21 protein-coding genes are annotated in these 20,457 nt (G+C 65.3%); 7 read left to right on the forward strand and 14 right to left on the reverse strand.

Annotated elements, in window-relative coordinates; all coding sequences use genetic code 11:
* The first annotated feature begins 25 nt into the window (after positions 1-25).
* Together purL and C481_RS10475 are read left to right on the forward strand one after the other, a co-directional pair.
* Positions 26-2,236 carry a phosphoribosylformylglycinamidine synthase subunit PurL gene (gene purL, locus C481_RS10470; RefSeq protein ID WP_006109174.1) on the forward strand — a complete coding sequence of 737 codons (2,211 nt, stop codon included), beginning with the start codon at positions 26-28 and terminating at the stop codon, positions 2,234-2,236.
* Positions 2,237-2,342: 106 nt separating this feature from the next.
* Positions 2,343-3,002, forward strand: coding sequence for a HalX domain-containing protein (locus C481_RS10475; protein ID WP_006109175.1), 660 nt, complete (start codon positions 2,343-2,345; stop codon positions 3,000-3,002).
* A gap of 8 nt (positions 3,003-3,010) precedes the next feature.
* Here the strand turns inward: C481_RS10475 and C481_RS10480 are convergent, their stop codons facing one another.
* Together C481_RS10480 and C481_RS10485 are read right to left on the reverse strand one after the other, a co-directional pair.
* Positions 3,011-5,014 (reverse strand): sensor histidine kinase, encoded by a 2,004-nt coding sequence (locus C481_RS10480; RefSeq protein ID WP_049904588.1) that lies wholly within the window; start codon positions 5,012-5,014, stop codon positions 3,011-3,013.
* Between the two features lie 142 nt (positions 5,015-5,156).
* Complete coding sequence (locus C481_RS10485; RefSeq protein ID WP_006109177.1) at positions 5,157-6,140, reverse strand: ornithine cyclodeaminase family protein; 984 nt, start codon at positions 6,138-6,140, stop codon at positions 5,157-5,159.
* Positions 6,141-6,277: 137 nt separating this feature from the next.
* Between C481_RS10485 and C481_RS10490 the strand changes: the two genes are divergently transcribed.
* Together C481_RS10490 and C481_RS10495 are read left to right on the forward strand one after the other, a co-directional pair.
* Positions 6,278-7,471, forward strand: coding sequence for an NAD(P)/FAD-dependent oxidoreductase (locus C481_RS10490; protein ID WP_006109178.1), 1,194 nt, complete (start codon positions 6,278-6,280; stop codon positions 7,469-7,471).
* Positions 7,472-7,510: 39 nt separating this feature from the next.
* Positions 7,511-8,062, forward strand: coding sequence for a dihydrofolate reductase family protein (locus C481_RS10495; protein WP_006109179.1), 552 nt, complete (start codon positions 7,511-7,513; stop codon positions 8,060-8,062).
* 175 nt (positions 8,063-8,237) lie between these two features.
* On the opposite strand, the gene C481_RS10500 is transcribed toward C481_RS10495, so the two are convergent.
* Positions 8,238-8,462 carry a hypothetical protein gene (locus tag C481_RS10500; RefSeq protein ID WP_006109180.1) on the reverse strand — a complete coding sequence of 75 codons (225 nt, stop codon included), beginning with the start codon at positions 8,460-8,462 and terminating at the stop codon, positions 8,238-8,240.
* A 137-nt stretch (positions 8,463-8,599) separates the two neighbouring features.
* Between C481_RS10500 and C481_RS10505 the strand changes: the two genes are divergently transcribed.
* Positions 8,600-8,818, forward strand: a complete 219-nt coding sequence (locus C481_RS10505) for a hypothetical protein (protein ID WP_006109181.1) — start codon at positions 8,600-8,602, stop codon at positions 8,816-8,818.
* A gap of 255 nt (positions 8,819-9,073) precedes the next feature.
* Here C481_RS10505 and C481_RS10510 read toward each other — a convergent pair whose 3' ends face one another.
* The 5 genes from C481_RS10510 to C481_RS10530 all read right to left on the reverse strand — a co-directional run bounded on the left by C481_RS10510 (position 9,074) and on the right by C481_RS10530 (position 13,329).
* Positions 9,074-9,340 (reverse strand): hypothetical protein, encoded by a 267-nt coding sequence (locus C481_RS10510; protein ID WP_006109182.1) that lies wholly within the window; start codon positions 9,338-9,340, stop codon positions 9,074-9,076.
* A gap of 264 nt (positions 9,341-9,604) precedes the next feature.
* The gene (locus C481_RS10515) at positions 9,605-10,843 is read right to left on the reverse strand and encodes a GNAT family N-acetyltransferase (RefSeq protein ID WP_006109183.1); all 1,239 of its coding nucleotides are present in this window, start codon (positions 10,841-10,843) and stop codon (positions 9,605-9,607) included.
* Between the two features lie 79 nt (positions 10,844-10,922).
* Positions 10,923-12,080, reverse strand: a complete 1,158-nt coding sequence (locus C481_RS10520; RefSeq protein WP_006109184.1) for a pyridoxal phosphate-dependent aminotransferase — start codon at positions 12,078-12,080, stop codon at positions 10,923-10,925.
* Between the two features lie 9 nt (positions 12,081-12,089).
* On the reverse strand, positions 12,090-12,575 hold the full coding sequence (locus C481_RS10525; RefSeq protein WP_006109185.1) for an Lrp/AsnC family transcriptional regulator: 486 nt from the start codon (positions 12,573-12,575) through the stop codon (positions 12,090-12,092).
* A gap of 100 nt (positions 12,576-12,675) precedes the next feature.
* Positions 12,676-13,329, reverse strand: a complete 654-nt coding sequence (locus C481_RS10530; protein ID WP_006109186.1) for a hypothetical protein — start codon at positions 13,327-13,329, stop codon at positions 12,676-12,678.
* Positions 13,330-13,504: 175 nt separating this feature from the next.
* Here C481_RS10530 and C481_RS10535 point away from each other — a divergent pair, with 175 nt between their 5' ends.
* Positions 13,505-14,098 carry a thioredoxin family protein gene (locus tag C481_RS10535; protein ID WP_049904589.1) on the forward strand — a complete coding sequence of 198 codons (594 nt, stop codon included), beginning with the start codon at positions 13,505-13,507 and terminating at the stop codon, positions 14,096-14,098.
* A 21-nt stretch (positions 14,099-14,119) separates the two neighbouring features.
* On the opposite strand, the gene C481_RS10540 is transcribed toward C481_RS10535, so the two are convergent.
* Together C481_RS10540 and C481_RS10545 are read right to left on the reverse strand one after the other, a co-directional pair.
* Positions 14,120-14,671: a cupredoxin domain-containing protein gene (locus tag C481_RS10540; RefSeq protein ID WP_006109188.1), complete on the reverse strand. Its 552-nt coding sequence runs from the start codon at positions 14,669-14,671 to the stop codon at positions 14,120-14,122.
* Positions 14,672-14,766: 95 nt separating this feature from the next.
* On the reverse strand, positions 14,767-15,873 hold the full coding sequence (locus tag C481_RS10545) for an NADH:flavin oxidoreductase/NADH oxidase (RefSeq protein WP_006109189.1): 1,107 nt from the start codon (positions 15,871-15,873) through the stop codon (positions 14,767-14,769).
* A 130-nt stretch (positions 15,874-16,003) separates the two neighbouring features.
* On the opposite strand from C481_RS10545, the gene C481_RS10550 reads away from it, so the two are divergent.
* Entirely contained in the window at positions 16,004-16,834 is an 831-nt protein-coding gene (locus tag C481_RS10550; RefSeq protein ID WP_006109190.1) for a BtpA/SgcQ family protein, read from the forward strand.
* 86 nt (positions 16,835-16,920) lie between these two features.
* On the opposite strand, the gene C481_RS10555 is transcribed toward C481_RS10550, so the two are convergent.
* The 4 genes from C481_RS10555 to C481_RS10570 form a co-directional block, all read right to left on the reverse strand.
* Entirely contained in the window at positions 16,921-18,162 is a 1,242-nt protein-coding gene (locus tag C481_RS10555; RefSeq protein WP_006109191.1) for a tripartite tricarboxylate transporter permease, read from the reverse strand.
* A 90-nt stretch (positions 18,163-18,252) separates the two neighbouring features.
* Entirely contained in the window at positions 18,253-18,930 is a 678-nt protein-coding gene (locus C481_RS10560; RefSeq protein WP_006109192.1) for an HAD family hydrolase, read from the reverse strand.
* 105 nt (positions 18,931-19,035) lie between these two features.
* Positions 19,036-19,380 carry a 50S ribosomal protein P1 gene (rpl12p, locus tag C481_RS10565; RefSeq protein WP_006109193.1) on the reverse strand — a complete coding sequence of 115 codons (345 nt, stop codon included), beginning with the start codon at positions 19,378-19,380 and terminating at the stop codon, positions 19,036-19,038.
* A gap of 30 nt (positions 19,381-19,410) precedes the next feature.
* Positions 19,411-20,457 carry a 50S ribosomal protein L10 gene (locus C481_RS10570; RefSeq protein WP_006109194.1) on the reverse strand — a complete coding sequence of 349 codons (1,047 nt, stop codon included), beginning with the start codon at positions 20,455-20,457 and terminating at the stop codon, positions 19,411-19,413.

A 20,457-nucleotide genomic window follows, 5' to 3' on the forward strand; every position in this document is an offset into this window, starting at 1 on the left:
TCCCCGACTTTCATCATCTAGGTGAATGAGCCTTGCCGATTCGGATCGCGAACTCGTCGTCGAGGAGTTGGAGCGAGAGCCAACCCGTGCGGAGGCGGCGCTGTTCGAGAACCTCTGGAGCGAACACTGCGCGTACCGCTCCTCGAGACCGTTGTTGTCGGCGTTCGAGAGCGAGGGCGAGCAGGTCGTCATCGGACCGGGTGACGACGCGGCCGTCGTTGCCCTGCCCGAGCGGGACGACGGTGCGGGAGACGGCACGAACGAGGGGCCGGGCGCAACCGAGAGCGGAGACGGGTCGCGGACCTACATCACGATGGGAATCGAGAGCCACAACCATCCCTCCTACGTCGACCCGTTCGACGGCGCGGCGACCGGCGTCGGCGGTATCGTCCGGGACACCCTCTCGATGGGCGCCTATCCGATCGCGCTCGCGGACTCGCTTTACTTCGGCGAGTTCGGGCGCGAGCACTCGCGGTACCTGCTCGAGGGCGTCGTCGAGGGGATCAGCCACTACGGCAACTGCATCGGCGTCCCGACGGTCGCCGGCAGCGTCGATTTCCACGCCGACTACGAGGGCAATCCGCTGGTGAACGTCGCCTGCGTCGGCCTGACGAACGAGGAGCGACTGGTCACCGCCGAAGCCCAGGAGCCGGGCAACAAACTCGTTCTCGTCGGCAACGCGACCGGCCGCGACGGCCTCGGCGGCGCGAGCTTCGCCAGCGAAGACCTGGCGGAGGACGCCGAAACCGAAGACCGCCCCGCGGTCCAGGTCGGCGACCCCTACGCCGAGAAACTCCTTATCGAGGCCAGCGAGCAACTCGTCGACGAGGGCCTGATCGAGTCCGCCCGCGACCTCGGTGCCGCCGGCCTCGGCGGTGCCTCCAGTGAACTCGTCGCCAAAGGTGGCCTCGGTGCGGAAATCGAACTCGAACGCGTCCACCAGCGCGAGCCGAACATGTCGGCGCTGGAGATATTGCTCGCCGAGTCTCAAGAACGGATGTGCTACGAGGTCGACCCCGAGAACGTCGATCGCGTCCGCGAGATCGCGGAGCGCTTCGACCTCGGTTGCTCGGTCATCGGCGAGGTCACCGGGGAGAACTACACCTGCACCTTCGAGGGCGAGACGGTCGTCGACGTCGACGCCTACTTCCTCGGCGAGGGTGCGCCGATGAACGACCTCGAGACCGAGGACTCGGCCGAACCCGAGACCGACCTGCCCGACGTCGACCTCGAAAACGCCTTCGAGGCGGTCGTCTCGAGTCCGAGCACGGCCTCGAAACGGTGGGTCTACCGCCAGTACGACCACGAAGTCGGCGTTCGGACGAGCGTCGGTCCGGGCGACGACGCCGCCATAATCGCGATCCGGGAAGCAAACACCGGCCTCGCCATCTCGTCCGGCGCGGCACCGAACTGGACCGCCGCCGCGCCCTACGAGGGCGCACGCGCAGTCGCACTCGAGAACGCGACGAACATCGCGGCCACGGGCGCGAAGCCGCTCGCCGCCGTCGACTGCCTCAACGGCGGCAACCCAGAGAAAGCCGACGTTTACGGCGCGTTCACCGGCATCGTCGACGGTCTCGCCGACATGTGTGCGACCCTTTCGACGCCCGTCGTCGGCGGCAACGTCTCGCTGTACAACGACTCCGTCGCCGGCCCCATCCCGCCCACGCCGACGCTCGCGATGGTCGGGACGAAAGCGGGCTACGATGCGCCGTCGCTGTCGGTCCGGGCCGACGACGAGAGCAAACTCCTCCTCGTCGGCGACCGCGCGCTCGACGGCGACGCCGACGAGTTCAGCCTCGGCGGCTCGGAGTACCTCGCGCAGTTCGGTGGCAGCGATCGGTTCCCCGCGCTGCCGAGCGAACCGGCCGAACTCGTCGCGACTCTAGCCGACGTTGCAGACGACGAGGCGACGCTCGCGGTGCACGACGTGAGCCACGGCGGCCTCGCGGTCGCGCTCGCGGAGATGGTGACCGACGACGCCGGCCTCGACGTTTCGATTCCAACGAGTGATCCGCTGGGTGCGCTCTTCCACGAACGGCCGGGTCGCGCGCTGATCCAGACCAACTCGCCCGCAGCGGTCCGGGAGGCGTTCGACGGCGTCGCCCCGGTCGTCTCCCTCGGCTTCGCGACCGACGACGGCACGCTCACCCTTTCCGTCGACGACGACCAGATCACGATCGCGGCGGACGAGATTCGGGAGCGACGCGCGACCATCGAGACCGAACTCGCGTAGGGCGAGGGGGTCGTCTCGTTCCATCCCGATATGTTGATATATTTGTAGGGAGACTGCCCTGACGAACCGGTCGTCACCGCGACGACACACCGGAGGACCCCGTTTCATGGCTACCGATACCCCGACCGTCCTGATCGTCGAGGACGAGCCCGATCTCGCGACCCTCTACACCGTCTGGCTCGGCGACGAGTACGAGACGAGAACCGCATCCGACGGCACCGAGGCACTCGACGCGATCGACGCGGCCGTCGACATCGTCTTGCTCGACCGTCGGATGCCCACCCTCTCGGGCGATACCGTCCTCGAGACGATCTGCGAGCGCGACCTCGACTGTCGCGTCGCGATGGTTACCGCAGTCGAACCGGACTTTGACATCGTCGGCATGGGCTTTGACGACTACCTCGTCAAACCCGTCTCGAAGGACGAACTCCTACAGGTCGTCGACCAACTCCTGTTGCGCTCGACCTACGACGACCAGCTCCAGCAGTTCTTCTCGCTGGCCTCGAAGAAGGCCCACCTCGACGCTGAAAAGACCGATGCCGAACTGCTCGCCAGCCAGGAGTACGCCGCACTCGAGGATCGCCTCGCCGTCTCCCGCGTCCGCATCGACGAGACGATGATCGCCCTCATCGACCAGGACGCCCACCGCCAACTCTGTCGCGAGTTCATGCGCGAGTCGACGGCTGAACTCGCACATGCACGGGGAGATGGCGAGCGCGGGGGCGAGGCGGAGACTGCAAGCGACGAGAACGGGAGTGGGAAATAGGGTGCCGTCTACAGCGGTTCGAGCGTCGTTACGTCTCGCACTTCGATTCGAGTGCCGTTTGTCGCGTCCTCGACCGAGAGCGTCCAGTCGTGTGCATCGGCGATGGCACGAACCAGCGTGAGACCGAGACCGTCCATTCCTCGTTCGTCGTCGGCCGTCGGATCGAACGCGCGCTCGTCCAGCGTCGCGGGTCGTTCCGCGGCAGTATCGAGCAGGTAGAACCCGCGGGTCTGCCCGCGGCCCGTCTCGGTGCCGATGACGGCCTGCGCTTCCTCGCGTGTCGGCTGGTCGTCCTCGTCGATTCCGAGGAGACCGACGCTGACACGAACGGGAGTACACCGTCCATCGGTGTCTTCACTGCTGGCCCCAGCCTCGTCTCTCGTCTCGTTTGCGTCCTCACTCTCCGAGACCTGTGCGCGGGCTGCAATGTCGTCGAACGCCGTTTCCAGCAGGTGGCCGAATCGCTCGGCGTCGGCTCGGAGCGCCGCCGCGTGCTCGAAGTCGAGGTCGAGCGCCGACTCGTCGAGCCGCGAGTTCGTCGCGGCGTCTCTGATGGCGCGTTCGAGGAGGATGCGGTTTCGCGGACCGACGGTGGTCGCGTTCCGGGCGAACTCGCGCACGTCGTCGACGAGGCGCTCGGTGCGGTCGAGCATCGTCGTGACCGAGTCCTCGGCGAGCGGGAACTCCCAGGAGTCGTTGCCGGTCCGCGCTCGCTCGTCCGCCAGGGCGTCGGCAACGGCATCGAGTTGGCGTTTCAGATCGGTCGAGAGAACCTCGGCGATGCCTTCGAGGCGTTCGGTCTGGCGTTCGAGTTCGGTCGTGCGGTCGCGAAGTAGTTGTTCGCGGTCGGCCCGGTCGAGGGCGGCGCGGATGTTCTCGACGAGCGTCGAGAGCAGTTCGACATCGGTGTCGTCGAATCGCTCGGGTTCGAGGGAGCCGGTCATCAGGACGCCGTGGGTGCCGATCGGGGCGATAACTTCGGACTGGATCGGCGAGTCGGGATTGTACAGGCCGTCGACCGTCGACAGGTCGTCGAATCGCTCGACGCTGCCGGATTCGAACACGTCCCAGATGAGCCCCTCGGGCGGGGTAAACCGAGGGAGCCCACCGAACTCTTCGTAGGCACCGGCGGTTCCGGCCACGGGGTCGAGATACCCCTGTTCGTCGTCGAGCAACCAGACGCCGCTGATCGGCAGATCGAGCAGGTCGCTGCCGGCGTGAACGGCGATCGAACAGATCTCCTCCGGATCGTCCGATTCGAGCAGCCACCGGGTGATCTCGTGGAGCGAGGCCGCGACGCGCTCGTACTCGTACTGATCGGTGACGTCGCGGACGATACCGGCGATCGTCGCCCGAGTGTCCTCGACGGGAACGAATCTGAACTCGCCCACTCGATTCGCTCCACTGGCGTCAGTAAACGGTGCCTCCACCCGGCGCGTCTCGGCCGTGCCGATGTCTACGTCGGTAATCGCGCGCCCGATCTCGACGGCGTCGTCGTCGTCGATTGCGGCTCGCTCCGGAATTATCTCGACGTGTTCACCGAGCAGATCCGTCCGCTCGACGCCGAGGAACCGTTCCATGGCCTCGTTGACCGAGATGATCTCTCGGTCGCCGTTGAGCGTGACGACGCCGTCCGAAATAGCCTCGACGGCAGCCGCGTGCTGGGCGAGCGTCCGCTCCTGTTGTTTGCGTTCGGTCACATCGCGCATGTACACCGAGAGCCCGGTTTCGGAGGGATAGGCCGTCGCCTCGAACCAGGTTTCGAGTCGCGCGTGATAGATGTCGAACGAGACCGGCGTCTGGGTATCCATGGCGCGATGAAACCCGTCCGGAAACTGCGTCTCGACGGTCTGGGGGAACTCGTCCCACATGACGCGTCCGATCAAATCCGCCCGCGAGCGTTCCAGCAGCGTCTCGGCTCGGTCGTTGAGGTAGGTGAACCGAAAGTCCGTATCGAGCGCGAAAAACGCGTCCGTGATACGGTCGACGACTGGCACAGACCGCAGTGTCACGGTCGCTCACCCATCGTCACCGCTACGTCCACGTCGGCCCCTCCCCCGAGGGAATCGACTCTCGTGATAGCCATTACCAGCTACTCTAGGGATACTTATCGAAGCCCGTATTTCAGTGTCGCGGCCGAGAGCGCAACACGGGTCACAGTGCAACCTTCGTGCCAACGTCGCGCGACACCGCCCGGTCGAAGATCGCCTCGGCGCTCGCCGCGTCGAGAACCGCCGACCCGACGCTCTCGACGACGAGGATTTCGTCGTCCGCCTCGCGCTCGCGACCACCCGCGATGACGGCCCCGAACGGTTCGACCTCGCGGTCGGCGTGGTCTCGAAGGTCACCAGTCTCTACGGCTTCTTCGGGCACGTCTCCGAAGAGTCGGGCCGCACGGCCGATCGTCTCGTCGTCGAGTTCACGCGTCTCGGGCGTGTACGCGCCCACGGCGATCACGAGCGTTCCCGGCGCGAGTTCGTCGCCGGGGAACACCGGTTCCGAACTCGTCGTGGCGGTGACGACGACGGTCGCGTCCGCGACGGCATCGCGCGGGCTCGAAACCGGCTGTACGGGAACGTCCAGTTCGGCCTCGAGTTCGGCGGCGCAGTCGACCCGCGAGTCGCTGGGGGCGTAGATGCGGATCGACTCGAGGGCGTCGGTCGCGGCGGCGATGGCGCGGGTCTGCCAGCGGGCTTGCTTGCCGGCGCCGATGACGGCCAAATCGATGGGACCGTCGACGGCGAGTTCGCGGGCGGCGAGCCCGCCGATACAGCCGGTTCGGGCGTTGGTAATGCGGTTGCCGGCGAGGTAGCCGACCGGTTGTCCGGTTTCCGCGTCCGTCAGGGCGAGCTGTGCGGTGACGGTCGGGAGTCCGCGAGCGACGTTGTCCTCGCAGACGGCGACGAGTTTCGTCGCGACGTAGTCCGCACCGTGGACGTACGCCGGCATACAGAGTCCGGTGCCGGTCGGTTCCGCGGGCGCGTCGGGGTCGAGACCGATCCCGAACGGATAGTGCGGTCGGTCGGGTCGTTCGACCGCGCCCGCGTGTTGCTTTTCGAACGCCTCGGCGACGACGGGTAGGAGCGCGTCGATATCGAGCACCGACGCGACGTTATCGGCAGAGAGTACGCGAACCATTGCGCTGTTCTACTCGACCGTTGGTCGGCGGCTACTTCAGTTTATGTCGCCGATCGGGCGGCTCGATTCTGAACGGCGGGAAAGATCGGTCGCAGCCGAACGCTTATTGATACCGTGGTGATAACCAACAACGTACAATGAAGGGCGTCGTCATCGGCGGTGGGATCGTCGGCCTCTCGAGCGCACTCGAACTCGCCGAACGCGGTGTCGACGTGACCGTCTGTGAACAGGGATCGATCGGCACCGGGAGCACGGAACGATCCGTCGGTGGCATCCGCGCACAGTTCTCGACGCCGATCAACGTCGAACTCTCCCGCGAGAGTATGCGCGTCTGGAACGAGTTCACGGAGCGGTTCGACGCCGAGATCGACTACCGGAAGACGGGGTATCTCTTCCTCGCCCGCAGCGAAGAAACGGCCGCGGCGTTCGAAGAGCGAGTCGCGATGCAAAACGACCGCGGGGTTCGGAGCGAGGTTCTCGATCCGGCCGAGGCGTGCGAAATCTGTTCCGGGATCGATCCCGACCAGTTCGTCGCGGCGACGTACTCGCCGACGGACGGGTTCGCCGACCCGCACCTGGCGCTGCAGGCGTACGCCCGGGCTGCGGCTGCTGCGGGTGTCGACGTTCGGACGCAGACGCCCGTTAGCGACGTGATTCGAGCCGGCGACCGCGACCGCGGCGACGGTACCGGCGGGGCGCGGGTAATGGGCGTCGAAACACCTGACGGACGCCTCGACGCGGACATCGTTGTCAACGCCGCGGGACCGTGGGCGAGCGACATCGCCGCGATGGCCGACGTCTTCTTGCCGATCACGCCCAAGCGCCGACAGATAGCCGTCGTTCAGCCGGAGACGCCGGTCCCCGAGACCGACCCGCTGACGGTCGACCTCGAGAGCGGCTCGTACTTCCGGCCGGACCGCGACGGCGACGCGCTCGTCGGCGGGCATTTCGCCGACAACGATCCGGCGTCGGATCCGGACGGGTATCCGCGGTCCATGGACTTCGAGTGGTCGATCGACGCGCTCGAAGCCGCCGCCGAGTGGACGACCTACTTCGGCCCGGAATCCGCGGTCAAGCGCGGCTGGGCGGGTCTGTACGCCGTGACACCGGACGATACGGCCATCGTCGAGGAGACGATCCCCGGTTTCATCACGGCGGCCGGCTTCTCCGGGCACGGCTTCCAGCACGCCCCCGCGACCGGCCAACTCGTCGCCGAACTCGCCGTCGACGGCGAGGCGTCGCTACTCGGTATCGACGCGCTCTCGAGCGACCGCTTCGAGGGGACGGACGAGGAGAAGGCTGCCGGACGAACGGAACGCAATGTCGTCTGAGTGCGGCCGTCGAGTAACGCGAATACTTCAACTGAGACGATGAGCGACCTGATCCTCTACATCGCGGCGAGCGTCGACGGCTTCATCGCGACGCCGGACGGCGGCGTCGAGTGGCTCGACGAGTTCCAACAGGAGTCGGGCGGCGCGAATTCGGACGACGGCGGCTACGACGAGTTCTTCGCGAGCGTCGACTGTCTCGTCATGGGATCGCGGACCTACGAACAGGTGCTCGAATTCGGCGCGTGGCCCTACGAAGACCGGCCGACGTACGTTCTCACGAGTCGCGAGTTGCCCCTCGCCGACGACGCCGTGTCGCTGGTCGACGAGGAGCCGGGTGAACTCGTCGCCGACCTCCGAGCGAACCACGACAGAATCTGGCTGGTCGGCGGTGGCGCACTCGCCCGGTCGATGCTGCGTGCGAACTGCGTGGACGAACTTCGATTGCACCTCGTTCCAGTGATGCTCGGCAGCGGGATTTCGCTGTTCGGAACGGACGAGCCGCGACGCGACCTGGAGTTACTCGAGACGACGACCCGCGGGGGCGGCCTCGTCGAACTCCGGTACCGAATCGAGTCGGCGACCGGGCGCTGACTCCGGTCGTGTCGCTTTCTATAGTAACAACTGCAACTAGTCACACCAATCGCATGATGGCTATGCGACCGTGTGTATCTTGACTCGCAGTGAGGGTGTTATAGAACAGGTTTCATACTCGCTATTCGGCTACCGGAGTCCGATACGAACAGGCGCTAGAATAGACGAGTAATAGTCACAGCCGATCTCCGTAGGCTGAATCAAAGCGAGTGTACACTGCCGCAAATGCGATGAAGACGCCGATTGCTCCGACAGCGACACCAATCCAGTCTCCGTATGGAACGCCATATTCTAACAGGCCGATACCGAGTCGTTCCCCAACAACTGCCATCGCCATGATAACGCCGAATCCGAGGAGAAATCGCACAGCGAAATTTCGCTCTACGAAGTTCTGTTCCATATTTAATGCTTCTCGTGAAACATCATAGGTTTTCCTTTGCTATTCAGTGCATCGGTCTATGCTTTTATGGCGTCCTTTTGCAGCGGTTACTAGAGGGTACCAGCATCCTTTTCTCGTCCGTCTCGAAACAGGGCGCTATGGGCCTTCAAGATCACTTTGAATCCGATATTCGCTTTTATTACGCGATCGGAATATTCATCATTCTGGTCTATCTCGGTGGCATCGCCGCGGCGGCGGTTCTGGAACTCGCCGTTATCGATAGACGACTGATTCCGCTCACCGTCGGCTTCTTTCTGTTCATGTTCGTCTACTTCATCGCGATCAGCGTCCAACGGCTCGAACCGGACGAGGCGTAACCGTCGTTCCAGTGGGCGATGAGAGAGAATACGGGTCGAAATCGCGTCTACTCGTACTGCGAGTTCACCGTTACAGATTCGGGTCGCCCAGCCACTCGCGTCGCGATTCCGGGCCGAGTGCATCGACGGGTGCGAGTGTGGTGGGTTCGATGTGGTTGTGGTGGTTGTGATTCTGGTAATCGTCTCGAACACCCGCCGGCAACTCGGCTGTCCGCCGCGACGCGAGTTCAGTTCGTGAACTCGTTTCGCGGTGGCTCAGTCCGGCCCGGATCGGTCGGGGGCGGGGTCGGTGTCGGAGCCTAAGTCTGAGTCTGAATTGGGGGTGCGATCGGGGTCCGGCGGGGCGACGCGACAGCCGCAGGGACCGGCGATGGCCTCGCCGGGGCCGATCATGGTTTTCTGTGCGATTGGCGTCCCACAGCGGGGACAGCGCGGCGGTTCGAACGGCTCGGAACGGCTGGGATGGTCGGCGTCGTTCGCACTGCTGTCGGTATCGCTGTCAGTGCCAGCGTCGTCACTCATCCCAACTGCCACCCGTTGTACCCGCAATCGCGCGGGAGAAGCTCGCTGCTGGTCGAATCGCACGATACATCAGTCGTGCGGGATGTTTATATCCCGTGAGAATGTACGCAAACATGGCTACAACCGCTAGGGTTGGAAGCCACGTCTCGGATGCTCCTACATCCGGGACACTTTCGTGTCCGGTGTGGCTTCCGTTCTAATTTGTAACCTATTGTGACTTATATCTACCGCTGAGTGTCGGGAAGGAGTGTCACCAGTCGCGGCTCAGAAGAACTCGCCGAGGTACACCGCCGTCTTCGGCACGAGTTCGGCGAGCGTCGACACGGGTTCCCGGTCCGTCGCCTCAAGGCGGTTCGTCCGCGCGAGTTCGGTCGCGGAGCGGGTGCCGACGGCGAGTTCGGAGAGCGCGGCGACGTCGAGAGCGATGTCGACCGTCGCGTCAGTGGACGGGGATTCGCGCACCAGTTCACAGTCGCCGCGGCCGTCGGCCACCGTCAGCTCGAACAGCCCGTCGTTCCAATCCGCGAGCGGGTCCGTCACCGAGAGCGTGAGCGCGGCTTCTGAACTCGTCGGGTAGGAAAGCGACGACAGCACCTCCGCAACGTCGACGATCCGAACCATCGGCCCGTTCGTTACCGTCGTCTCGACCGCGTCGGGTTCGCGGACCGTCTCGCGGAACGGGGCGTCGGTCGGCAGCCGAAGCCGCACGCGCTCGACCTGCGAATCGTGCGTGTGGCAGAACGACAGCAGCGCTAGGAACGCCTCGTGGTCCGCGGCGACGAGTTCCGAAACGGTCATCGTCCAGTCGCCTCGGTCCCCGTCGATCGTGTGGACGAGATAGCCGGCGACGCGGCCGTCGCGCTCGAAGGCGTAGACGTAGGGATCGACGTCGTGACCGGCGAAGGTGCGGTGTCGCCACCAGTCCTCGTCGCGGTCGAGTGCGAGTTCGTACCGTTCGGCGTGGCGCTCGTAGACCGGCACGAGTTCGCCGAACGCGTCGGCCTCGACCGGACGGAACGATCCCGTCGACGCCACGTCCACCGCCGCCGTCGCGAACGAGCACACCTCGGGATCGAACTCGTGGGTGACGATCCGGTTGCTCGTCTCCCAGCCGTACTTGTGGTAGAAGTCGTAGGAAAAGGGCCACAGGACGGAAAACCGACGGTCCCGCTCGCGGTACTCGGCGAGCGAGTTCGCGAGCAGTTCGCGGACGTACCCCTGACGGCGGAACTCGGGCGGCGTCGCGACGGAGGCGAGGCCGGCGATCGGATGCGTCTCGCCGCGGACGGTGGCGTCGAGCCAGTAGTGCCGACAGACGCTCCGCGGATCGTCATCGGCGGCGTCCGCGCTCTCGTAGATCCCGCGGCGCGCGCCGCGCAGCGCACGCGGCGTGTCGTGCTCGTCCGGTTCGTACGGCGGGACGCCCGCATCCGGTCTGAACGCGTAGCTCCTGAACTCGTGAAAGACGGCTCGCTGATCCGAAAGAGGGCGGTAATCGACCATACGAACGCAAGCGACGGCGACCGGGAAGAACGTTCCTGTAGTGTGTGGGTGCGTGGCTCGCCCCGTCTCGATCCGTCGGTTAGACGTGTTCGTCGACGAACGCCTCGATCCGGTTCAGCGCCTTGCGGAGGTCACCCAGCCCGGTCGCGTAGGACACCCGGAGGTGGCCCTCGCCGCCCGCGCCGAAGACGTCGCCGGGCACGACTGCGACGCCCTGCTCGCGGAGCACGTCCTCGGCGAACTCTTCCGCGGTCCAGCCCTCGGGAACCTCCGGGAAGCAGTAGAACGCGCCTTCGGCCTCGAAGACGTCCAGGCCGATCTCGCGAAAGCGCGAGAGGACGAACTGGCGGCGGCGGTCGTACTGATCGACCATCTCGACCACGTCGTTCGCACAGGAGTCGAGCGCCGCGATCGCCGCGTGCTGGGCCGTCGTCGGCGCTGAGAGCATCGTGTACTGGTGGATCTTGTTCATCGCGTTGATCGCCGCCGACGGGCCGAGCGCGTAGCCCAGTCGCAGGCCGGTCATCGCGTGGGCCTTCGAGAACCCGTTGAAGACGATGGTGCGCTCGCGCATCCCCTCGAGCGTCGCGATCGAGGTGTGTTCCCCGTCGTAGGTCAGTTCGGCGTAGATCTCGTCCGAAAGCACCGTCAGGTCGTGCTCGCGGGCGAATTCCGCGATCGGTTCGAGTTCGGCCTCGCTCATGATGGCCCCGGTCGGGTTGTTGGGATAACAGAGGACGAGCAGGTCCGCGTCGGCGGCCCCGGCCACCTCGAGTCCCTCCGCCGTGAGCTTGAACTCGTCGGCCTCTCTAGTGGGGACCGACAGCACCTCGCCGCCGGCGAAGATCACGCCGGGTTCGTAGGAGATGTACGACGGTTGGGCGATCGCGACCGTGTCGCCGGGATCGACGAGCGCGCGGAAGGCGAGGTCGACGGCCTCGCTGGCACCCGCGGTGGCGATGATCTCTTCGGCGGGGTCGTAGCCCAGCTCGAAGCGGTCCGCGACGTAGTCGGAAATCTTCTCCCGGAGTTCGCGTTTGCCCCGATTTGCGGTGTAGGAGGTCTTCCCCGCCTCTAACGAGGCGATCGCGGCGTCGCGGGCCGCCCAGGGCGTCGCGAAGTCGGGTTCGCCGACGCCGAGCGAGATCACGTCGTCCCGTTCCTCGGCGATTTCGAAGAACCGCCGGATACCGGAGGGCGGGACCGTCTGCACGCGGTCTGAGAGTTCGATGGGCATAGAAATGGGTTAGGGTGAGAACGAGAGTCGGTCGTCGTCCTCGCCGTCGCCGAACTCGATCCCGTGTTCCTTGTAGGAAGTCATCACGTAGTGGGTGACCGTCTGGGTGATCTCGGGGACGGGCGCGACCTGTTCGCTGATGAACTGCGACACTTCGCGGATGGAGTCGCCCTCGACTTCCATGTCGAAGTCGTAGTCGCCGCTGACGAGTCGGAGGGCTTTGACCTCCGGGAATCGAGCGAGGCGCTCCGCAATGTCGTCGTAACCGGTTTCGCGGTCGAGGCGGACGTTCAACTCGACTTCGGCCCGGACGCGTTCGGTTTCGAGTTCGTCCCAGTCGACGACGGCCTGGTAGCCGCGGACGACGCCTGCTGCCTCTAGATCGTCGATTACTGCGGCGACCTCGTCCTCCTCGAGGTCGGTCATTCGCGCGATGTCGGCCGTCGAATAGCGCGCGTTCTCACGAAGCAACTCGAGCACCTCGCGTTCGCTCATACCACTGCGAAGCGCGACCGCGAGTAAAAACGTTGTTCTTTGTCGTTTTTCGTTATAGTGTTCGCGGCGGGCGAAGACCGCGAACTGCGGCCGCAGCCGATTACCGATAATTCTTGAACAACAGCGCCCGCACGTCGTCTTTCGTCTGTACGTCTTCCGTCGACCCGTCGGGAAGGGTGACGGTGTAGCGATAATCCGATGAGGACGATTCCTCCCACTTGTCATCGTGGGTTTCGAGGAGGCTCATCATCTCGTCTAACATCTCGTCGTCGTCGGCGTCGCCGTCGCCGTCACCGTCCTCGCTCTCGTCGGCCTCATCGGTTCCGTCCTCGCTCTCGTCGGCCTCATCGGTTCCGTCCTCGCTCTCGGCGTCCGCTTCGTCCGTCTCGCTACTCCCACTGCTACTACTCTCACCACTATCGCCAGTCTCGTCAGCACCGTCGCTCTCATCCGCATCGTCATTCTCGTCACCGTCGAGTTCACCCGACTCGTCGTAGGAAATTTCCTCGAGCGCGTGGGGATCGGTCTCGCCGTCGATCGCCGCGCCGACGGACGCCGCCACGTCATCGGTCGCCGAAAATTCGGCGTCGATGTCGATCGCGTCCGCGACTTCCTCGTCGATGTTGTCGATCAGGAACTGCAACGCGTCCCGCTCGCGAACGAACCCGTACCGGCCGACAACGTCTCGAGAGATTTCCTCGCGGAGTCGTTGGATGAACTCGTACTGTTCGTCGGTAACTTCGAGCGTTTGCATACCCCATCGATGCGGCGGCGGGTACAAATATGTAGGTTGTCGTGTTAGCCCCGCATTCCTGACTGTCTCACCTCCCGAGCGCTTTCGTACGCTCACATCCGATCAATCAGCGTCTCATTCACAGCAGTTGGCGTATTGCGAGGGATATATGATCGCCTATCGGGAAGACAGCCACATGGCCAAAGAATCCGACACCCAACTCGAAGCCGGTGACGCCGCCCCCGCGTTCGAACTCGAGGGAGCGGACGGCGAGACGTACACACCCGACTCGTTCGCCGACAACGAGGCGCTGCTCGTCGTCTTCACCTGCAATCACTGTCCGTACGCGCAGGCGAAATTCGACCTGTTGAACGACCTCGCCGCCGAATACGACGAGGTCGCCGTCGTCGGCATCAACCCCAACGACGAGGTGGCGTATCCGGACGATTCCTTCGAACGCATGCAGGAACTCGTCGACGACGGAACGATCCGATACGACGCCTACCTCCGCGACGAGTCCCAGGATGTCGCCGCGGCCTACGGTGCAGCCTGCACGCCGGATCCGTTCCTCTTCCGTCGGACCGACGACGACGGCAGCGACAGCAGCAGTGACGGCACCACCGCATTCAGTCTCGCCTATCAGGGTCGACTCGACGACGCCCTGAACCCGGACGAGGAGCCGACGCGCTTTCACATCCGCGAAGCCATCGACTCTGTCCTCGCCGGCGAGGAGGTCGAACTCGAGTGGCAGCCCTCTCGCGGTTGTTCGATCAAGTGGGCGGACGAGTAGCTGAGAAATGGTTCCGCAGTACTAGTCGCTCTCAATCCGAACGTCACCTTGCATGGTGTCGTGTGGCTTACACCGATAGGTGGTGATCTCCTCGCTCGCCGTGACACCGTCTAACGTCTGCGTTTCGCCCCGTTTTTGCATCAGATCGGTTCCGTAGTCGTCATCGACGAGTTCGCCGTTTTCGTTCCAGAGTTCGATATTGTGCGGGCGCCCGTCACCGTTGGTCCAGGTGAACGCGTATTCCCGGCCTGCAAAGAGAACGAGCGTCGGGTTGGTCTCTCCGGCGATCGGATCGGGGGCGACGCCCTCCCAGCCGTTCATGACGCCGCGGAGTTCGATCGTCTCGACGTCCCTCCATGCATCGGGATCGATGTCCCGGTCGGTTTCGTTCTCACCTTCGGCATCCGCATCGCCGTCGGTCGTCCCGTTCGCGCCGCCGTTCTGGGTTTCGGTCTCGTTTTCGGTTCCGTTCCCGTCGTCGGCCCCGCTCAGACAGCCCGCAGCGAGGACGGTTCCCGCCGTCGCGCCCACGGTCCGCAGCACGGTCCGCCGGCGCTGATTTCGATCGCTCATCGTGTCGTCTCCGAGTATCCGCCCTAGCTAGTTGAAGCGCCGTGGACGTTCTCACTCGCTGAAACGTCACCGACACGGAGCCCGTCGCCGCGAACTTACTGTACCGCCCGGCGATACTGAATCGGCCACGCCGATTCGCCCTCCTCGTCGAGTTCATCCGCGGCCCGCAGGCCGAAGTACGGATCGCGAAGGAACTCGCGGCCGACGAGGACGAGGTCGGCGCGCCCGTTCCGAACCAGGGCGTCCGCCTGTTCGGGTTCGGTGATGCCGCCGACGGTGCCGACGGCCAACTCTGCGCCGTCGTCGACTCGTTCGGCCAGCGGGACCTGGAAGTTCGGCCCGCCATCGATTCGCTCGTCGGGATGGAGGCCGCCGGAGCTGACGTCCAGCAGGTCGATACCGATCTCGGCGAGTGCAGCCGCGAGCCGGGCGGACTGCTCGGCATCCCACGACTCGCGGTCGTCGAGCCAGTCGGTTCCCGAGATGCGGACGAAGACCGGCTTGTCGTCCGGCCAAACCTCGCGGACGGCGGCCGCGACTTCGCGGACGAACCGCGTTCGGTTTTCGAAGCTGCCGCCGTAGTCGTCCTCGCGGTGGTTCGTCACCGGCGAGAGGAACTCGTGGAGCAGGTAGCCGTGTGCGGCGTGGACTTCGGCGATTTCGAAGCCGGCGTCGAGCGCTCGTTCTGCAGCATCGCGGTAGGCGTCGATGACGTCCTGGATGTCTTCGACGGTCGCCTTTCGCATCGCCGGCCGATCACCGGGGAAAGAAGGGTAGGCGTCGGGCGACGGCGAGAGCACTTCCCAGCCGCCGTCACCGGGCTGGAGCGGCAGGTTGCCCTCCCAGGGTTTCGCCTTGCTCGCCTTCTGCCCGGCGTGGGCGAGTTGAATCGCCGGGACGGACCCCTGCTCGCGGATGAACTCGGTGATCGGCTCGAGTTCGGCGGCGTGTTCGTCCGTCCAGATACCGAGGTCGTGGGGGGTGATCCGCCCGCGCGGTTCGACGGCGGTAGCCTCGGTCATGACGATGCCCGCGCCGCCGACGGCGCGGCTGCCGAGGTGGACGCGGTGCCATTCGGTCGGGAGGCCGTCGGTCTCGCAGGAGTACTGACACATCGGCGAGACGGCGATCCGGTTCGGGATGTCGAGTTCGCGAAGCGAAAGCGACGATCGCAAATCGGCATCGGAGTCGGTGGTTGCCATCGACGGGTCTAGCGATGGCGCGAAGAAAACGCCCGGGGACGGCGATGGCCTTGCCGACTCGCGATCACGTCGGCATGGCGCACGCCTGAGAGTGCCCCTCATTTATCGGTCCCGCGACGGAGTCTTCAACATGGCACCACGGATTTCGCTTTCGGACCGGTTCGACAGCGACCGACCGGTGATCGGAATGCTCCACCTTCCCGCGCTCCCCGGTGCTCCTGACTCGAGCGGAGATCGGGATGCGATCCGAGAACGCGCACTCGAAGACGCAAGACGGCTCGAATCGGGCGGCGTCGACGCGATTCTCGTCGAGAACTTCGGCGACGCGCCGTTCTATCCCGCGGACGTGCCCGCTCACGTCGTCGCCGATATGACCGCGCTGGCGTCGGCCGTTCGGCGCGCGGTCGACGTGACGCTCGGAATCAACGTCCTCAGGAACGACGCCGACTCGGCGCTCTCTATTGCGGCCGCAGTCGACGCCGACTTTATTCGCGTCAACGTCCACGTCGGCACGGCCGCGACCGACCAGGGAGTTCTCGAGGGACAGGCGCACGATACCGCCCGACTCCGCGACCGAATCGCACCCGCCGTGGCGATTCTCGCGGATGTACACGTCAAACACGCCACACCCGTCGGCACGCCCTCTCTCGAGCGAGTCGCACGCGAAACCGTCGACCGCGGCAAGGCCGACGGCGTCATCGTCTCCGGATCGGGAACCGGTTCCAAGACCGATCGCGGCGACATCGAACGCGCCGCCACCGAACTCGCGGCACAGGATAGCCACGCTCGGCCACCGGTCTTCGTCGGCAGCGGCGTCACCGAAGACACCGTCGCCACGTACTTCGATGCCGGCGCGGACGGCGTTATCGTCGGCACGGCGCTCAAGGAAGACGGAGAAACGACCAACCCCGTGTCGACGGACCGTGTCGAGGCGGTCGTCGCAGCGGCGCGCGACCCCTAACTCGCTCATACGGACTGCCGTCAGTCAGTTCCGGCGCAACCGCAACCGTCTGCGAGTGCGCCGACAAATCGGTTCAGTAGACCGTCTTAGAAGCCGCCCAACAACGGGCCGATCAACACGCCCATCAGGTGAACTCGGCGGGCGCGCAACCGGACCGGGACCAGTCCGATCACGGTAGCGACGACGAATATAGCGATGCCGAGCGGCCCCGTGAACAGATACGAGAGCACGAGCAGCAATCCCAGGACGGCCGTCGAAATCTTCCAGTACGCAACGCGGCCGACGAGTTCGAGATACGTCTCGCCGACGACGATCACGAGGACGAACCCGATCAGCCCGGCGAGGACGACGGCCACGAGGAGGATCGGCAGTTCGAGCGGCGCGTTCACGTTCTCGAAGGCGACCATGACGCCAGTGCGTGGCTGGCCGATGGCGACCAGTGCGAACAACGCGAAAATCGTATTCGCGGTGTCGACGCCGCTCGTCGCGACGATATAGCCGCGATCGCCGGCGTTTCCGGGAACGAAGACGAGCACTGCAACGGCGGCGATAGCGGCCGAGATTCCCGGTATGTAGCCGACGACCGCACCCGCCAGCGCACCGGCGAGGGCCGTCGCACCGACGAGTCGACGAGACATCGCAATCTCGCCGTCGTGCTGCGGTGGAACGCCCGACCCGGCGAGTGCATCGATCAACACCGGCGCTCCGAAGAGGCCGGCAAACAGCGGTGCGAGGGTCCCGCCCGCCTCGAGCGGTGCATCCGGCGAGAGGTCGAGCGTCAACAGTCCCAGGCCCGCCGCGAGCGAAAACGAGAGCAGGCCGGCGAGGCGAGCCCGCCAGGTAAACTCCGAGGCAACGAGCGCGACGACGACCATGGCCAGCACGAGCGACAGGTTCGCTCGAACCGTCGGATACACCGCCGTCATCACTCGCGTGACCGGAATCGCGAGCGGCACCGCAACGAGGACGGCGAGCACGCTCCCGAGCGCCGACAGCCGGATCGCCTCGTATCCGCGTCCGTCACGCACCATTCGATGTCCCGGCAGCGCTGTCACCGCCATTTCAGCATCCGGCACGCCGAGTGCCATCGCCGGAACGACGTTGAGAAAAGTATGGACGACGCCGGCCGCAAGCATCGCACAGCCGACGAACAACGCCGGTCCAGGGACCGAGACCGCGACGCCGGCAAGCAGGAGTGCGAAATTGTTCGCGTGGAGACCGGGAATCAGTCCGCTCAGACTGCCCAGGCCTGCCCCCGCGACCGTCCACGCGAGCAGTTGCAGGGTCAGGGTTGGGTTCGTGACGAACTCGACCGGGGCAACAGCCATCGCTTCATCTGGCTGCGCCTTCTGATTTAAACTCGCGCCCGCGGCGCGCGCTCTCGCCGATTCGCTTCCGCTCGGCTCGTCCCGACCCGCCTACGCCTGCGATGCGAACGGCCCCTCGAGCGCCGCGGGAAGCGAATCGTCGTCGAGCAACTCACCGACGCTCGAAACGATGCCGTCCGCAGCGGCGGCGTCCTCGGCGGCGACCGAGCCGCCGTCGACGTACACGGTCCGAAAGCCGGCCTCGCGAACCCCGACGATGTCCTCGTCGTAGCTGTCGCCGACGTAGACGAACTCGTCCGCATCGAGGCGCGCTTTCGCGAGTTCAAAGAGTTCGCGGTCGGGTTTGCGCACGCCGTGGCTGTTCGAGACGAGGACTTCGTCGACCCGGTCGTCGAGCCCGTGGAACTCGAGTTTCGCTCGCTGCTGCTCGCCGTCGCCGTTGGTGATGATGCCGGTCGGATTCGTCGCGGCGACAGTATCGAGGACGCGTTTCGCATCCGCCGTCACGACCGTCGCGTCGACTTCGATGTCGCAGTAGTTGGCGGCGAGCGCGGCCGGCGTCGCGTCGAGGTCGATCTCCTCTGTGACGGTTTCGAACCCGCGACGGTAGGGGTCGGGTTCGCAACGATCGAGCGCGGTGAGCAGGCGCTCGACGTAGGCTTCGTACGCTGCGTCGGTCGGCGTTCCGTGGGGGGAGACGGCCCGTCGAAACAGCGACTCGAACGACTCGTCGTACGTACAGAGCGTCCCGTCGAGATCGAAGTACACGGCGGTTGTCACGAGTACGCAGTTACGCGAGACCGAGAAGTAACTGTCGGCGATGGGCGTCGAAAGAAATCGGAATTGACCGTGTCGTCGCGATAGCGAGCCGACTTAGCCGAAGAGTTCGCCGAGGCCTTCGCCGTCTGCGTCGTCGTCCTCGTCGTCTTCGTCCGTGGTGTCCGGGACGTCGCTGGTTTCTTCTGCTGCTTCTTCCTCGCCCTCGTCAGCAGCCTCGTCGGCTGCGGCGGCACCGCCTGCAGCGCCACCGGCGGCGGGAACGGCGGCGGCCTCGGAGACGGCGTCGTCGATGTCGACGTCTTCGAGTGCGGCGACGAGCGCCTTGACGCGGGATTCTTCGACGTCGACGCCGGCGGCGTCGAGCACGTCGGTGAGGTTGTCTTCGTTGATCTCTTCGTCCGATTCGTTCAGGATGAGTGCAGCGTAAACGTATTCCATTGGTGTATCCTCCAGTTGCGTTGATGTTGATTAGCCGAACATTGCGCCGAGTCCTTCCGCGCCGTCACCGTCGTCTTCGTCGTCATCGTCGGTGTCGGCGTCGTCGGTCTCGGCGTCCTGGTCGTCTGCCGATTCGTCTTCGCCCTCGGCCTCGTCTGCGCTCCCGGCCGCGTCTGCGGCGGGTGCGGAGACGCCCTGTAGTTCCTCGGGCAGGGCCTCCTCGTCGTCAATCTGGGCGGCGAGCGCACGGAGTTGTGCGTCGGCCTTGCTGACGAGGTCGGGCATGAGGTCTTCGTCCTCGATGGCGGCCTGCAGGCCGAGGCTCTTGGCCTCGCCCGTGGCCTTGGCGATGAGCGTCGGTGCCGTCGTCGCGGTCGGGAACGGTGCGTTAAGCGAGAGGTTCCGGGCGCGAGCGGCGGCCGTCTGCACGTCGCTTTCGTAGGCCTCGATGTCGATGTCGAGGTCTTCGGGGTCGAAGAGCACGCCCTCGGCGACGACTGCGCGAAGGTCGAGCCCGACTTCCTTGGGCTCGATGCCGAGTTCGTTGAGGACGTTCGCCAGATCCGCAGAGACTTCCCCGCCGGCCTCTAAGACCGTCGAGTCCTCCATGACCTGGATCGAACCGTCCTCGATGCGTGCGTTCGCGCCGATGCTCTGGAGTTCACCGACGAACGGCCCCGGGTCGACACCGGTGTCACCCTCGGGGATGACGATGTCGTTCGGAGCAACTTCGCCCTCGTTGATCGGGGCGGGCGTCTTCGAGGCCTCGAGTTCCTTGTAGAGGGCGAACGGATTGTCGTTCGTTCCGATCAGGCCGACCTGGCCCTCGACGTCGTCGACGAGATCGTCGAGACCAGCGGTTTCGAGCGCACGGACCTGCAGCGTGTTGCGGCTGACGCGCAACTCTGCGGTGCCGTGGAGATCACGGCGCATGTCCTGGAGCTGCTTCGAGGGAATGCCGGCGATGCCGACGATGCCGACGCTCTCGTAGTTCTCGATGAGTGCTTCGAGGTCGGCGACTTCCTCTTGCTTCCACTGGGGAAGGTTCTCCGTTTTGCGATCTGCCTGGGCGCTCAT

It is taken from the genome of Natrialba asiatica DSM 12278 (assembly GCF_000337555.1).
Classification (GTDB): domain Archaea; phylum Halobacteriota; class Halobacteria; order Halobacteriales; family Natrialbaceae; genus Natrialba; species Natrialba asiatica.